The organism is Streptomyces sp. NPDC012888 (assembly GCF_042900645.1).
Classification (GTDB): Bacteria; Actinomycetota; Actinomycetes; order Streptomycetales; family Streptomycetaceae; genus Streptomyces.
In genome coordinates this window covers 56,309-69,000 of the sequence record NZ_JBIBBM010000014.1, presented here as the reverse complement: position 1 = coordinate 69,000, position 12,692 = coordinate 56,309, and the positions used below count along the sequence as shown (strand labels likewise).

General features: G+C 69.6%; 13 protein-coding genes. 2 read left to right on the top strand and 11 right to left on the bottom strand.

What is annotated here, in order from left to right:
• Window positions 1-93: 93 nt before the first annotated feature.
• Window positions 94-693: a hypothetical protein gene (locus ACFY61_RS23525; protein ID WP_389474792.1), complete on the bottom strand. Its 600-nt coding sequence runs from the start codon at window positions 691-693 to the stop codon at window positions 94-96.
• A gap of 57 nt (window positions 694-750) precedes the next feature.
• Here ACFY61_RS23525 and ACFY61_RS23520 point away from each other — a divergent pair, with 57 nt between their 5' ends.
• Window positions 751-1,104, top strand: a complete 354-nt coding sequence (locus ACFY61_RS23520) for a DUF1490 family protein (RefSeq protein ID WP_389474791.1) — start codon at window positions 751-753, stop codon at window positions 1,102-1,104.
• Between the two features lie 93 nt (window positions 1,105-1,197).
• Window positions 1,198-1,809 (top strand): hypothetical protein, encoded by a 612-nt coding sequence (locus tag ACFY61_RS23515; RefSeq protein WP_389474790.1) that lies wholly within the window; start codon window positions 1,198-1,200, stop codon window positions 1,807-1,809.
• Window positions 1,810-1,867: 58 nt separating this feature from the next.
• Here the strand turns inward: ACFY61_RS23515 and ACFY61_RS23510 are convergent, their stop codons facing one another.
• The 10 genes from ACFY61_RS23510 to ACFY61_RS23465 all read right to left on the bottom strand — a co-directional run bounded on the left by ACFY61_RS23510 (window position 1,868) and on the right by ACFY61_RS23465 (window position 12,687).
• Window positions 1,868-2,683 (bottom strand): ABC transporter ATP-binding protein, encoded by an 816-nt coding sequence (locus ACFY61_RS23510; RefSeq protein ID WP_389474789.1) that lies wholly within the window; start codon window positions 2,681-2,683, stop codon window positions 1,868-1,870.
• Complete coding sequence (locus tag ACFY61_RS23505) at window positions 2,683-3,711, bottom strand: FecCD family ABC transporter permease (RefSeq protein WP_389474788.1); 1,029 nt, start codon at window positions 3,709-3,711, stop codon at window positions 2,683-2,685. The genes ACFY61_RS23510 and ACFY61_RS23505 overlap by 1 nt, the downstream gene beginning before the upstream one ends.
• 82 nt (window positions 3,712-3,793) lie before the next feature.
• The gene (locus ACFY61_RS23500) at window positions 3,794-4,789 is read right to left on the bottom strand and encodes an ABC transporter substrate-binding protein (protein WP_389474787.1); all 996 of its coding nucleotides are present in this window, start codon (window positions 4,787-4,789) and stop codon (window positions 3,794-3,796) included.
• A gap of 204 nt (window positions 4,790-4,993) precedes the next feature.
• Window positions 4,994-5,977: a PLP-dependent cysteine synthase family protein gene (locus tag ACFY61_RS23495; RefSeq protein ID WP_389474786.1), complete on the bottom strand. Its 984-nt coding sequence runs from the start codon at window positions 5,975-5,977 to the stop codon at window positions 4,994-4,996.
• Entirely contained in the window at window positions 5,974-7,056 is a 1,083-nt protein-coding gene (gene hisC, locus ACFY61_RS23490) for a histidinol-phosphate transaminase (RefSeq protein WP_389474785.1), read from the bottom strand. Before hisC ends, ACFY61_RS23495 begins: the two co-directional genes overlap by 4 nt.
• Window positions 7,057-7,112: 56 nt before the next feature.
• Window positions 7,113-8,579, bottom strand: coding sequence for an MATE family efflux transporter (locus ACFY61_RS23485; RefSeq protein ID WP_389474784.1), 1,467 nt, complete (start codon window positions 8,577-8,579; stop codon window positions 7,113-7,115).
• Entirely contained in the window at window positions 8,576-9,556 is a 981-nt protein-coding gene (locus ACFY61_RS23480) for an ornithine cyclodeaminase (RefSeq protein ID WP_389474783.1), read from the bottom strand. Before ACFY61_RS23480 ends, ACFY61_RS23485 begins: the two co-directional genes overlap by 4 nt.
• 51 nt (window positions 9,557-9,607) lie before the next feature.
• The gene (locus tag ACFY61_RS23475; protein ID WP_389474782.1) at window positions 9,608-11,002 is read right to left on the bottom strand and encodes an alanine racemase; all 1,395 of its coding nucleotides are present in this window, start codon (window positions 11,000-11,002) and stop codon (window positions 9,608-9,610) included.
• A gap of 192 nt (window positions 11,003-11,194) precedes the next feature.
• Entirely contained in the window at window positions 11,195-11,878 is a 684-nt protein-coding gene (locus tag ACFY61_RS23470) for a response regulator (protein WP_389474781.1), read from the bottom strand.
• Window positions 11,879-11,973: 95 nt separating this feature from the next.
• Window positions 11,974-12,687 (bottom strand): potassium-transporting ATPase subunit C, encoded by a 714-nt coding sequence (locus ACFY61_RS23465; RefSeq protein ID WP_389474780.1) that lies wholly within the window; start codon window positions 12,685-12,687, stop codon window positions 11,974-11,976.
• Window positions 12,688-12,692 lie beyond the last annotated feature (5 nt).

Genomic DNA, 12,692 nt, shown 5'->3' with positions numbered 1-12,692 from the left:
AAAGAGGAGTGGGAGTGGGGGTGGGGGGCGGAGGGTGGGGGGTGGGGGGTGGAGGCCCGGAGACCTCCACCCCGTCAGGACCGGTCGTGCGGGTCAGAAGATGCTGCCGCCACCGGCACCACCGGCGCCGCCCTGGCCGCCGAAGATGCCGCCGAAGCCGCCCTTGCCGCCCTTGCCGCCGTCGCCGCCTTCGAAGACACCGAAGCCGCCGCCGCCGCCCTTGCCGCCGTTGCCGCCCTTGACCCAGCCGTCGCCGCCGCCACCGCCGCCGCCGCCGTTCCCGCCGAAGAGGCCGCTGCCGCCCTTGCCGCCGGCACCGCCGTTGCCGCCGATCTTGCCGTCGCCGCCGCCACCGCCGCCGCCACCGCCACCACCGGAGAGGATGCCGTCGCCACCGTTGCCGCCCTTGCCGCCGTCGCCACCGGTGCCCAGGACGCTGCCGCCACCGGAACCGCCGGAGCCACCGCCACCGCCGACCAGGCCGCCGCCACCGTCACCGCCGTCGCCGCCCTTGCCGCCTCCCTCGGGGAAGGCGAAGGCGACCGCCTGGGAGGGCATCGGAGCCGCCGAGGCGGCGGCAGCCGGGAGCAGGACCCCTCCGGTCACCACAGCAGCCGAAGCAACCAGAGTCGCCATACGAAAGCTCCGGCGCTTGGGGCGGACGACATCGTTGGTGTGAATCTTGCGGATCATGACTTTCTCCTGCCATTCAAAAGGGATATGTGAGGTGTCCCGGAATTCCGGGTTGCGGTGACTTCGGGGGGTGGAATTCCTCTTGCGAGGTCTTCCTCCTCTTCCGTGTCGCCTCGTTTCCTTTCCGGTGAGGCCCGCAAAACAAGTAAGCCCCGGACGCCACACCCGGGTCATGTTGCGGAAAGTCGGGACTTGACACACCCCACAGGACCCTCTAAAAGGGCCCCGCGTTCAGCGCGGCACCCCGGGCGGGGTACCCGCACCGCACCGTGGGCGCGGGTCCGGACTGGAGAGGAGGCCCGGCTCAAGGCCGGAGACATGCTCGCGGAGGCCAGGACTTCGCTCGGTGAGGAAGTCCCACCGCCTGCGGCCGTCAAGGTCGACCACGACGACCACGGCCACGAGCACTGATCATGCCCGCGGTACTCGTCCGCTCGCTCGCCACGGGACGGGCCCGGCTGACCGTGCCCTGGCTGCGGGACCGGCCCGGCTTGCGCCGGCCTCGTGGACGACCGGCTGAGCGGTCTGTCCGGCTTCCGCGCCCTGCGCGTCCTTCCCCGCACCGGCAGCGTCGTGATCTGCATGGATCCCGCAGACCTGGACCCGGACGCCCTGGTCGAGGCCCTTGAGGAGGCCCCGCCGCCCTCCGCACCTGCCAAGGCCACCCGCTCAGCCCCGGACTCCTCCACCGGAGAGGTCGCCCGGCTAGTGGTCGGCGGAGCCGTTCTCGCCGTCGTGGCGCTGCGTCGGCTGCTGGGCCGGCCCCGGATCGGCGTCGGCCCCTCCGGTGTCCTCGGCGCGATCACACTCTTCACCGGTCTGCCGTTTTTCCACGGGGCCCTGCGCACCGTGCGTGGCCGAAGTCATCCGGGGACCGACACCCTGGTCACCGCCGCGCCCGTCATTTCCCTGATCCTGAGGGAGAACGTCGTCGCGCTCACCGTCCTGTGGCTGCTCGACATCGGCGAGTTCCTCCAGACCCTCACCCTGCGCCGCACCCGCCGGGCCATCGAGGACCTCCTGACCATCGGCGAGGAGCGGGTGTGGCTGGTCCGCGACGAGGGCGGTCAGGTCGAGGTGGATCTCGAGCAGCTGGAGGAACGCCGCATGCACTGAGCCCTCCTTGTGACCGAGAACCGTGCCGAGGTCGCCGGCGTCGCTCAGCAGACGAGTTCTACGGGGCATCGACTGGCATCGTCGTTCTGGCAGTCGTCCGCGTGGTGGCGGCGGCCAGGTAGGTGATGCGGAGGGCACCAGTGGTGTGTTCGCGGTCGACGAGCACGTCCACTCCGTAGACCGACCTGATCAGCTCCGGGGTGAGCACGGCCTCCGGGGCGCCGGCGGCGGCCACCTGCCCGTGGTCCATCACGACGATGTGGTCGCAGTACCGGGCGGTGAGGTTGAGGTCGTGGAGGGCGACGACGCACGTGACGTCCAGTGACGTCAGCAGGTCCAGGAGTTCCAGCTGGTGGCGGATGTCGAGGTGGTTGGTGGGTTCGTCCAGCAGGATCTCCCGCGGCTCCTGGGCCAGGGCGCGGGCGAGTTGGGCGCGCTGTTTCTCCCCTCCGGACAGGGTGTGCCAGCTGCGGTGCTGCTTGTCGGTGAGGTCGGTGCGTTCCAGTGCCGCGTCGACGATCCGCCGGTCGTGTTCGGTTAGTGCGTCGAAGCGGCCACGGAAGGGGGTGCGGCCCAGTTCCACGACCTGGCGGACGTTGACGTGGTGGTGGGCGGACACGTCCTGTTCCACGACGGCCAGCCGTCTGGCCAGCACCCGGCGGCCGAGGTCGGCCAGGCAGGTGTCGTCGTAACGGACGGTTCCGGTGTCGGGGCGGCGCAGGCCGGCGAGCAGGCGCAGCAGTGTTGATTTGCCTGAGCCGTTGGGGCCGAGGAGGCCGACGGTCTTCCCGTCGTGTGCCGCCATTTCGATGCCGTCGAGCAGCCGATGGCCTTTGACGGACCAGGAGAGGTGGTCGGTGGTGATGCGGCCCATCAGGACTCCAGACGCTTCAGGACCAGCGCGAAGGCGGGCGCGCCGAGAAGGGCGGTGATGACGCCGGCGGGCAGTTCGTGGGGGTTGAACGCCGTCCGTGCGAACGCGTCCACCCAGATGAGGAAGACGGCCCCGGTGATCGCGGACAGGGGAAGCAGGGTGCGGTGCGTCGGGCCGGCCAGGATGCGGACGGCGTGCGGAATGAGCAACCCGATGAAGCCGATCGCGCCCGAGGCCGCCACGGCGGCCGCCGTGATCACCGAGGTCAGCACCATCAGCCAGATGCGGGCCGCGGTGACGTTGATCCCCAGTGCCGCGGCGGAGTCCCACCCGAAGGTGAAGGCGTCCAGGGCCGGCGCGAGGAACTGGATGGCGACCACCCCCGCCAGGATGATCGCGACGGTGACGCTCACCCCCTCCCACCGGGCTCCCCCGAGGGTGCCGAGCAGCCAGTACGTGAAGCCGCGGGTGGAGTTCGCGTCCCCGCTGACCATCAGGATGACCGAGGTGAGCGCGGCGAAGAACTGGGACACGAGCACGCCCGTCAGCACCACCCGTGAAGGACTGGCGACGCGCCCGCCGCCCAGCAGCGCGAGCAGCAGGCCGAACGAGACCAGGCCGCCGACGAATGCGCCGGTCGACAAGGAGATACTTCCGCCGATGCCGAGCAGGAGCACGGCGACCGCACCGGTGGAGGCTCCGGATGAGACTCCCAGCAGATAGGGGTCGGCCAGCGGGTTCCTGGTGACCGCCTGCAGGACTGCGCCCGAGACCGCGAGGGCCATGCCGACGACGGCGGCCAGAAGCACCCGCGGGAAGCGCGACTCCCAGACCAGGGCGTCCAGCAGTCCCGGCAGCGGCGGCGTAGGGGCGAGGCTGTCCAGACCGGCATGCCGGAGGATTGTGGAGACGACGTCCAGGGGCCGGATGTCCGCGCTCCCGAACATCGACGCGGCGACGACCGACACCAGCAGCCCGGCCCCGGCCAGGAAGAAGAGCGCCACCGTCGAGGCGCGCCGCCGGCGCACCGGAACGGTTTCACGGCTGGTACTCGTGGTTCCGGTGGGCGCGGCGGTCGTGTGTGAACTCGTTGTCATCGTGGTGGGCGGTTCACCAGAGCCGGTTCAGGCCGTCGACCAGCGCGGGCACCACGGAGGCGCTGCCGTAGCTGGGATCCATGTGGGAACCGGGGATGGAGATGAACCGGTCGCCCTTCACCGCGGCGAGCTTGCTGGTGAGGGGGTCCTTCTTGAGGAGGTCGATCTTTTCCTTGGCGGTGTCGTTGGGTTCGCCCCGCGTCAGGTCGGCCAGGATGATGACGTCCGGGTTGCGGGCGGCGACCTCGTCCCAGCTCACCTCGGCCCACTTGGTCTTGGCGTCGGCGAAGATGTTCTCCACCCCGACGAGTTGGGAGATGTGTTGCGGCAGGCCACCGGGGCCGGCTGCCCACGGAGTGCCCTCGTAGGTGGAGTAGAACCACATCACCTTCAGCGGCTTGTCCCGCTTCTTGACGGCGCCCAAGGCCTTGTCCACGACGGCCTTCTGCTCGGCCGCCAGTTTCTCGCCGGCAGCGGGCACGCCCATGATCTTGCCCAGCCGGCGGTACTCCTCGTACAGCATGTCGAAGTCCGCGCCCGCGACGCTCTCGTGGAACGAGCAGTCGAACTCGGTCAGGTAGGTCGGCACACCCAGATCGTGCAGCTGCTTGCGGTCCCCGGATTGCTCCGCGGTGAACATGCTCGCGAAGGAGCCGTAGACGAAGTCCGGCTGTGCCTCCAGCAGCTTCTCGTGCTTGATCTCCTGCCCGGGCGCCGAGAGCTGCGGGATCTTCTCGTACTGCTCGGCGATTTCGGCCGGCGTCTTCTCGATCTCGTAGCCCGATCCGGCGATCCGGTCACCCACACCGAGGTGGATGAGGATCTCGGCGGCGGTCTGATTGAGGGTGACGGCCTTCTTGGGCGCGGCCTTGTAGGTCACGTCGGTGCCGCAGTTCTTGAGGGTGAACGGGTAGGCCGTCGCCGCGGGCGTCCCCGTACCCGTAGACCGCTCGCCGGCATCGGCGGCGGTGTCGGCCGTGCAGCCCGTGACCGCGAGCACCGTCAGCACTGCAACAGTTACGGTTATCGTTTTCATTTTCATGGCAGGAAGGTACCAGTTCGTAGGCGGGGGCGAAGGGGCCCGGCAGCTCAGGCGGATCGCCTGGCGTGACCCCGGCAGAAGAGCACTTCAGGGGCCGCGTTTCGCGGCGTACGGCACGTCAGCGAATCGGGTGGCTTCGCCGGGTGCCCAGAGCATCGGTCGGGGCGGGCGTCAGCGCAGCATCGCGGCCAGCCGGCGGGCGACGCGCTCGTCGTACAGGCCGTTGGCGGCCATCCAGTCGTCGTTGAACACGGTGTCCAGGTACTTGTCGCCCCCGTCGCAGACCAGCACGACGATGGTGGTGCCGGGTCCGGAGCTCTGCCCCTGCTCCAGGGCCTTGTAGACCACGCCGCCCGCCGAGCCGCCGATCAGGATGCCGAAGTTCCTGGCCAAGTACCGGCAGGTTTCGAAGGCTTCCGAGTCACTGGCCTTGACCCCCTCGTCGAACAGTTCGTAGTCGACGACGTCGCCGATCTCCGAGCCCTCGGGTGTGCCGGTGCCGGACTGGTGGTAGGTCGCGCCCTTGCCGCCGAAGACGACGGAGCCCACTGGCTCCACGCCGATGATCTTCAGGTCCGGGATGCGTTCGCGCAGGACGCGGCCGGTGCCGCAGAGTGAGCCACCCGTACCGACGGCCCCGTACAGGTAGTCGATGCCGTCGCCCAGGTCGTCGTGCAGTTCGCGGGCGAGGGGCCGGTAGCCGTTGGGATTACCCTGGTTGCGGTGCTGCGCGGTCCAGTAGGCGCCGTGCTCGGCCGCGAGTCGCTCGGCGACGGTGTCCCGTTCGGCGGTGGCGAGGCCTTCCTCGTCCCCGGCGACGTTGAGGATGTCGGCGCCGTAGGCGAGCATGCCGCGCAGCTTGTCCGTGCTGGAGTGGTTGTCCACCACGGCGGTGAACTTGTACCCACGCTCGGCGGCGATGAGCGCCAGGCCGAGTCCGGTGTTGCCGGAGGTGGACTCGACCAGCCACCCGCCCGGGGCGAGCAGTCCCGCCGCCTCCGCCTCGTCCACCATGTTCCTGGCCATCCGGATCTTGGCGGTGCCGGTGGGGTTGAACTGCTCCATCTTCAGCAGGACGGTTGCCGAACCGTCCGGAACCGGCAGTTTCAGCAGCGGCGTCCGCCCGATCAGGTCGGACATCTTGGTTTTGATCACGATGTGCCCTTCGCGTAGATCTCCGTCAGACACCGCACGAAGACGTCGTTGTCCTCGGGGGTGGACAGGGAGGCTCGGATATAGGTCTCGTATCCCGGCTCGCGCCACGGCTTGACGATGATTCCGGCGCGGTGCAGCTCCTGGGCGACCCGGACGGAAGGGCGGCCGGTGTCGATGAAGAGGAAGTTGGTGGCGGACGGGACCACGCGCAGCCCCGCACCCCGCAGCCGGTCGGCGACCCGGGTGATCTCCGCGGCGGTCCGGCGGACCGTGTCGGCCAGGTGCGCATGGTCGCCCAGGGCGGCGACGGCGGCGTCCTGGGCCGGCTGGTTGACGTTGTACGGCGTACGGACCCGGTCCAGCGCCTGGATCAGGGCCGTGTCCGAGGCGATGCCGTACCCGACCCGGACCCCGGCCAGGCCGTAGGCCTTGGAGAAGGTGCGCAGCACGATCCATGGCCGGTTCCGGCCTCGCAGGGCCTCCAGGGCGTCGGGGTACTCCGGGTCGGCGCGGGCGAACTCGCCGTACGCTTCGTCGAGCACCAGCAGGGCCGACTCCGGTGTGGCCTGGACGACCTGCTCCAGCTGGGCGGCGCTGAGCACCGCGCCGGTGGGGTTGCACGGGTTGGCGAGGAAGACGAGCTTCGGGCCGGTGGCAAGTGCGTCGTGCCAGGCAGCCGCGTCGAACCCGAAGTCGGCGGTGACCGGGACCTTCTGGACCCGGGCACCCATGACCCGGGGGAAGATCTCGTGCAGGCTGAACCCGGGCGCCTGCGTGATGACCAGGTCACCGGGATCGAGGACGGCCTGGCACAGCAGCTCCAGGATGTTCTCCGAGCCGTTGCCGAGCACGACGCGCTCGGCCGGCACGTCCAGGCTGTTCCCGATGGCCTCGGCCAGTCGCCTGCCGGTGGGGTCGGGGTAGCGGGAGACACCGCCGTCCAGGCCCCGGCGTACGGCTTCGGCGACCGCCGGCGAGATGCCGAACGGGCTTTCGTTGTTGGAGAGTTTGATGACGTGACCGAATCCGCTGAGGGCGGCCACCTCGTCCGGGCCGGCGCCGGGATCGTAGCGGGGCAAGCCCGCGACCTCCCGGCGTATCAAGGACGCCGAGGCGGCTGGTGCGAGGACGTGGTTCATGACGGCTCCGATTCCGGGGCGGGTGCGCTGGATGACTCCCGGTGCAGCCGGTCGACGCGGCGCAGGAACGCGAGCAGCAGGATGGCGGCTGTGGCGGCGAGGCCGACGGTCTGGCCGATCCAGACGCCCTCGACACCCAGGTCGGCACTCACTCCGAGCAGGTAGCCGGCGGGCAGGCCGATCAGCCAGTACCCGACGAGGGAGATACGGAAGGGGCCGGCGGTGTCGCCGATGCCGCGCAGGATGCCGTTGCCGATGTTCTGCGTGGCGTCGAAGACCTGCATGAGAGCGGCGATCATCAGTCCTGTCACGGTCAGCGCGACGATGTCCGCGTTGCCGGCATGCTCCGCCGAGATGAACCAGGACACGATCGCCTCTGGCATCGCCAGATAGACGACGGCGACCGACAGGGTCGCGATCGCGCCCCAGGCCGTGCCGAGGAGCCCCATCCTGCGTGCCGTCACGTAGTCGTTGGCGCCGTCGGCTTCGCTGATGTGGATCGACGCTGCGTGCGACAGCCCGGCGGAGATCATGAAGACGATGTAGACGATCTGGTTCAGCACCGTCTGCGCGGCCAGGGCCTCCACGCCCAGGGAGCCGATGACCAGGGTGAGCACGCTGAAGAACCCGGCCTCCGACGCGTACGTTCCCGAGATCGGCAGGCCCAGGCGCCAGACGGAGCGGACCGCGTCCCCGTTCCAGTGGCGCGCGCCGGGCGAGGTGAGGTACGGGCGCAGGACGCCGTCACGCAGGATCACCGCGACGAACGCCAGGAAGGACAGCAGGAACACCGTGACGGTGGCGATCGCCACGCCGACGAAGCCGAACGCGGGCAGGCCGAACTCGCCGTGGATGAGCACGTAGTTCAGGCCTATGGTCACGCCGACCGAGGCCAGCGTGATGGCCAGCAGGGGGCCGGGCCGCTTGAGCCCGGTGGTGAAGTGCCGCAGGTTCTGGAACCACAGGCAGGGCAGCATCCCCGGCGCCAGGACGAGCAGGAACTCACCGGCCTTGTCGACCACTGCCGGGTCTTGCCCCAGCAGGACGAGCAGCGGACCGATCAGGAGCAGCGCCGCACAGAACACCACACCACACAAGGTCGCCCAGAAGAACCCGGCGAACAGCAGCGCCCCGATGCGCTCGCGGTCGTCCCGCACCCGCGCCTCGGCCACCAGGTTGCTCACCCCGGTGACCAGGCCCGTGCCGGTGGTGCGCAACTGGTTGAACATGGCGATGGCCAGGCCTGCGGCGGCGATCTCCACCGCGCCGAGCCTGCCCAGCATCACGATGTCCACCGTGGTCAGCGCGACATGGGCGAAGTTGGTCAGGATCAGCGGGAACGCCAGCCTGAGCAGCGTCCGCGAGTTGCCGACCCACCAGCCGACACCGCCCCGTGCGTCGGAGGCAGTGGTGGTGCCGGCCGTCAGGTCGGCTCCGGTCGTTTCGGTTTCGGTATCGCTCACCAGAAGTTGACCTTTTCTCCGCGCCCGCTCGCGCGCGCGAGATCGGCTACGTACCGGCCCAGCGCGGCGTCGGTGACCGCCATGCCGCTGTTGTAGGCGAAGACGACGTCGTCCGGACGGCGGCGGGCGGGTGCCCGGCCGAGCAGGATGTCGGGCAGCTGGGCGTCGACCTGTGGCAGGGAGCCGTCCTCACCGCGCAGGTCGTCGCAGGTGGCGTGCATCTGCGCGGTGTCGGTGGCGATGCGGTAGTCGGCGCCGTGGCACACGTCGGCGTGCACGCCGTACCCGAGGAGTACGGCGACCGAGCCCGGCTTCATCCAGTCCCGCCGCACTTCGTCGGTGACGGACAGGCCCGCGGCGCCGATCACGATGTCCGCCTCGCCGGCGGCCTCCCGGAGGTCCTTGACTATCTCGACCTCGCGGCTCTCGATGCTGTCCTGGACGGCGCGCAGGCCATCGGGGTACGTGCCGAACACCTGCAGCCGCTCCAGCCCGGGCAGGGCCGCGAGCAGCATGGGCAGTGCCGCCTGCGCCTGGACTCCCGTGCCGACGACCAGCGCGGTTCGCGCGTCAGGAGCGGCCGCGCGGGCGAACAGCGCGGTAGTGGCCGAGGAGCGCAGCGGTCCGAGCTGCACCACGTCCATCAGCGCGATGGGGGCCCCGGTGGTGTCGTCGACGAGGAAGACGAACGAGTGGAAGCGGTAGCTGTCGCGGGTGCGGCGCGGGTCGAACTCGTAGACGGCCTTGAAGCAGACGGTGCCGCTGCCGGCGTCCCGGGCCACCATGGAATAGCTCAGGGAGCGGTGGTCGGAATCGTCGATGATCGTCTTGACCGGGTTGTCGGAGCCGCCTTCGCGCAGCGCGCGGTAGGCCTGTTCGACGACGGCGATCACCTGCCGGCGGTCGAGGTCCAGCCCTTCTTGTTGGGACTGCGGCAACAGCCACAACTGCCCAGGTGGGGCGTAGCTCTGTGACATGCGAGGTTTCTCCTTATGTCGGCGGTCGCATCGGATGTGTTCGAGGTCGCATCAGATTCCGTCGAGGCGCCAGCGGGGCGGGGCCTCGCCCTCACCAAGCCGGATCACGGCCTTCATCGGCAGGGCGGCATCGTGGAACGGTGATTCGTTGGAGTCCATCTGGTAGCCGGCGGTGTTGAGGTAGACCAGGTGGTCACCCCGGCGGACGGGCCTGGGGAAACCGATCTTCCGCCAGGTCACCATGTCGCTTTCCAGGCAGGTCGAGCCCGCGACACAGGCCGGGAACAGCTCGTCCGCGGTGGGCTGGGCGGATATCAGCAGCGGGTCGGGGAGGTAGTCGCTGCTGAACCACTGTTCTGAGAGGCTGAAGCTGCTGCCCGCGACGGTGACGATGGCGTACCCGTCGGTGTCCCGTCGGTCGTCGACCTGCTGCACCCCGTACAAGGTGAATCCGGCCTGGTCCAGCAGAGCCCGGCCGGGCTCGACAACGAACCGGACGCCGTGGCGGCCCGCCTTCGCCGCCAGGCCCTCGTCCCCGTCGACCGGGTGAGCCATGATCGCGCGGATGGCCTGGGTCGCGGACTGCCCCCCGTACGGATAGAAGTCCTTGAAGTCCTTGGCCGCGTGGTAGTGGGCCGGCTGATCCTGCGCGAGGAACGCGTCCCAGAGCCGCGGCTCGACATAGCAGACCGGCAACCCGCCACCGATGTTCACCAGGTCCGCGGCGAGCAGACCGCGCTGCCTGGCGTCGAGGCAGTGCTCGATCATCTCGTTCGCCGCCGTCGCGCGTTCCGCCGTGGAGTAGCCGTTCAGGTGGAAGGAGAATCCGCGGAGGCTCATGCTGTCGGCGAGTTCCGCACACAGACCGACAGCGGCCTCTCGTTCAGCGGCGGACATCCCGAAGCGACTTCCCGGCTGTCCGACCGTCCGGGACCGCAGCAGCACGCTCACCTGCCGTCCTGCGAGCCGCGCGGTGGCGGCGAGCCGGCGCAGTTCACTGATCGAGTCCACGGCGACCAGGCAGCCGTGCTGCACGGCGAGAGCGTGCAGCGCGTCGTCCTTTTCCGGGCCCGAGATGCCGATCCGGTGCCCAGGGACCCCACCGGCCAGGGCCTTGACCAGTTCGGGAGCGCCGGCCACGTCGACCCCCAAGCCGAGCGAAGCGGCCGACGCGACGTAGCAGTCGGCCTTGTTCGCTTTCTTGGCGAAAAGGATGTCGGCAGTGACACCCGCATCGGCGAACGCCCGGCGGAGTCTGACGACGTTCTCCTCGAAGATCTCCGGCAGCACGATGTGCAGTGGTGACCCCAGGCCGTGCAGAAGGTCGGCCAGCAGGACGCGGTGATCCGCCAGGAGCGTGGAGACCGTGGGATGCCGGAGTGCGGTGAGCGCGAACGGCCGACCTCCGGCCATGGGGCGCTCCAGCAGCTGTTGTGAGATGAGCACCCCGTACTTCTATACGATTATGACACTCATTTTCAATACGCGGTCTTCGCGGGCCTCGGTGAAGCCGCGGGCGACGGCCAGGCCGAGGCCGACGCCGCCACCGCGGGTGGGGCGTCGCCGTGGCGTTGGAAGGGTTCGTGTTTTCTGTGCTGGAGGTGCCTGAGGTGCTGCGGACCGGACGATCAGTGCTGGTCAGGGTTCGAAGCGGTATCCCATGCCCGGTTCGGTGATCAGGTAGCGGGGGCGTGAGGGGTCCGGCTCCAGCTTGCGCCTGAGCTGGGCCATGTAGACCCGCAGGTAGTTGGTGTTCTCCGAGTACGTCGGCCCCCAGACCTCCAGCAGCAGCCTGCGCTGGCTCACCAGGTGCCCGGGGTGCGTGACGAGGATCTCCAGCAGGTGCCACTCGGTCGGGGTCAGCCGTACGGTGCGCTCGCCGCGCCGGACCTTCTTCGCGGCGAGGTCGACGGTGAAGTCCTCGGTGGTGACCACCGCGGGCCGGTCTGCCCGGGTGGGCGCCGCCTCCCGGCGGGTGGCGGCGCGGAGCCGGGCCAGCAGCTCGTCCATGCTGAACGGCTTCGTCACGTAGTCGTCCGCGCCCGCGTCCAGGGCCCGGACCTTCTCCTCCGAGGTGTGCCGGGCCGACAGGACCAGGATCGGGACTTTGCTCCAGCGCCGCACGCTCTTGATCACGTCGACCCCGTCCATGTCCGGCAGGCCGAGGTCCAGCAGGATCGCGTCGGGCGTGCGCGCGGCGGCGAGCCGGAGTGCGTCGGCGCCGGTGCCTGCTTCCTCGGCCTCGAACTTCCGGGCATGGAGGTTGATCTTGAGTGCGCGGACGAGCTGGGGGTCGTCCTCCACCACGAGCACCCGGGTCATGGGGTGTGCAGCCTTTCCTTCGGTGCGGGCACGGCTGAAGCCGGCGGGACGCGGGGTGGCGTCCCGCCGGTTCAGGATCCGTGTGGTGTGGACCATCAGCGCCCGGTCAGAGCCTTGAGCGCGATGTTGAGCTCGAGGACGTTGACGCGGGGCTCGCCCAGGAAGCCGAGGGTGCGGCCCTTGGTGTGGTCGTCCACGAGCTTCTCGACCTGCCTGACCTCGAGCTTGTTCTGCTCGGCGACGCGGTGGACCTGCAACTTGGCGTAGGCCGGGGAGATGTCCGGATCGAGGCCGGATCCGGAGGAGGTGACGGCGTCGGCCGGCACGTCCTCGGGCTTGACGTGGTGGCTCGCCGTGGAGTTGTCGGCCACGACCGCTTCCTTGGCGGCGACGACCTGGGCGCAGAGGGTGCCTTCCTCGGCGTCCTCCGTGCACGTGCCCCCCACCGCGCCGTTGTCGGCGGACCGGTTGGTGGCACCGGACAGGATCAGCGAGTACCGGGTGTTGACGCTGTTCGTACCAAGGCCGTTGGAGGGGCGGGGCTGGAACCACTTCAGGTCCGGCCGGGTGGCCTCCTCCGCATCGTTCGGGTCCTTCTTCGGCAGGTTGTACGTCTGGCCGATGAGGGAGGATCCGACGACCCGTCCGCTCTTGTCCTTGATCTCGGAGCCGTCGGCCTTGTCGTCGAACAGGGCCTGGGCGATGCCGGTCACGGCGAGCGGGTAGATGATCCCGCAGATCACGGTCAGGACGAGGAGAGCTCGCAGACCCGCGCCGATCAACCTTGCGGTGCTGGATACGGAGTTCATGGCAG

What these genes read in the sequence shown, in the direction of transcription:
- ACFY61_RS23510 (WP_389474789.1), bottom strand. Translation starts at nt 2,683, where the DNA reads ATGGGCCGCATCACCACCGACCACCTCTCCTGGTCCGTCAAAGGCCAT.
- ACFY61_RS23525 (WP_389474792.1), bottom strand. Translation starts at nt 693, where the DNA reads ATGATCCGCAAGATTCACACCAACGATGTCGTCCGCCCCAAGCGCCGG.
- ACFY61_RS23470 (WP_389474781.1), bottom strand. Translation starts at nt 11,878, where the DNA reads ATGACCCGGGTGCTCGTGGTGGAGGACGACCCCCAGCTCGTCCGCGCA.
- ACFY61_RS23465 (WP_389474780.1), bottom strand. Translation starts at nt 12,687, where the DNA reads ATGAACTCCGTATCCAGCACCGCAAGGTTGATCGGCGCGGGTCTGCGA.
- ACFY61_RS23480 (WP_389474783.1), bottom strand. Translation starts at nt 9,556, where the DNA reads ATGTCACAGAGCTACGCCCCACCTGGGCAGTTGTGGCTGTTGCCGCAG.